Origin of the sequence: Bacillus sp. N13C7 (assembly GCF_026790065.1) — a bacterium.
Taxonomy (GTDB): Bacteria; Bacillota; Bacilli; order Bacillales; family Bacillaceae; genus Bacillus.
Genome location: NZ_JALAMO010000027.1, coordinates 1 through 1,559 on the forward strand (window position 1 = coordinate 1; position 1,559 = coordinate 1,559).

General features: G+C 40.2%; 1 protein-coding gene. It reads right to left on the reverse strand.

What is annotated here, in order from left to right:
• Positions 1–104: 104 nt before the first annotated feature.
• Positions 105–1,457: an IS1182 family transposase gene (locus MOB98_RS20030; RefSeq protein ID WP_268362570.1), complete on the reverse strand. Its 1,353-nt coding sequence runs from the start codon at positions 1,455–1,457 to the stop codon at positions 105–107.
• Positions 1,458–1,559 lie beyond the last annotated feature (102 nt).

The window sequence follows — 1,559 nt, forward strand, 5'->3', positions numbered from 1 at the left end:
CAGCTTGTAGAGAAAACGATGTTTTTACTACAAGCTTTTTTGTGTTGTGCTGTTTCTTTAGATATTGATCGGATTTCAGATACAGAAAAAGCGCTCCCACATGCCTAGCCCTGCTTGGCTAGGTATGTGGCAATCTTCTTCATGTTCTGGCATGCGGCTGTGAGGAGAACTTGTTCGCTCACATTCCGTTTTCCCCTCAACCTGCAATAGCGAAGCCCGTGCAGTTGTTTTGAATCTGCAAAGCTTCGCTCTATTTTTTCTTTTCTTTTTTTGTAGAGGGTTTTTCCTGAAACAGACAAGCGATTTTGTCTGACCTTTTCTTTATGGTCTTCCCATACATGCCGAGTGATAACTTTCTGGTGGTTCTTTGATTTTGTGCAATTCTCAAGCAGAGGGCATGACGAACATATTTCGTGATTTGATTTATATGATCTGTAACCTTTACGGTCAGTTGTTGAGTATGTAAGTGTTTGCTTGTTCGGACAAATGTACCTGTCTTTTTCACTGTCGTATTGAAATTTCCACTTTGGAAACAATCCTGTAGTAGAATGATATCGTCTGTGGGCAATGACGCCAAAAATATGACGGTCAGATAATCCTTTACAGATGGGAGTCGTTAAATATCCGGAATCAAGAGCGACAGCTTCTACTTGAAACCCAAATCGTGCGATTTGGTGATCTAGTCGGTCAAGGTAGGGCACAGAATCATGAACATTTCCAGGGGTGACATAGGCATCGGTGATGATGTTATATTTCATATCTGTTGTTCGGTGGTCTAAGTAAAAGAAACCTTCTGGTTTATTTTCACGATACAGATATCCACTTTCTGGGTCGGTTGTGCTGTGGCGGATTTCTTTTTCAGCTTTCACCTCCTCTTTGACTTTTAGTGGCTTTTTTCCGTGTTCCTCCCGATCTTCTTGGATGGCTTCATTTAGATCTTTGATATAGTTTTGTGTATCCTGTTCAATCGTTTTTCTTGTGTACTTATGTTTGTTGGCATTGGCTTTCAGATGAGTAGAATCGGTGAATAGGACACGTCCGCCCACCATATCATGATTGATGGCCTGAAGGACAATCTCATCAAAAATGTCTTGGAAGATGGTTGTATCTTTAAAGCGAGTGCGCCTGTTCCAGCTGATAGTGGAGTGATGCGGAACCGGATCGTTTATGTTCAATCCCAGAAACCATCTGTAAGCCATATTGTAGTAAATTTCTTTTTCAAGCTGTCTTTCTGAACGGATACCATAAAGGTATCCGATAAACATCATTTTGAATAAAATCAGCGGATCAAGTGAGGGGCGGCCTTTGTTTTCACTGTAGTAAGGTTTAACCTTTTCAATGATAAAAGAGAAGTCTATGTATTTATCAATTTTTCGAAGCAGATGATCCTCTTCAACAAGTTGGTCGAGAAGAACAAATTCGGCTGCGTTTTGAGAAGAATTTCTTGTGTGGAACATGAGAAAGACACCGTCCTTTTGAAGTCTTTCTTTTATTTTATTACAGGAGAATGGATATTTTAAGAAAAAATAAAGGCTGTCGAGATTTTCTCGACAGCCTGG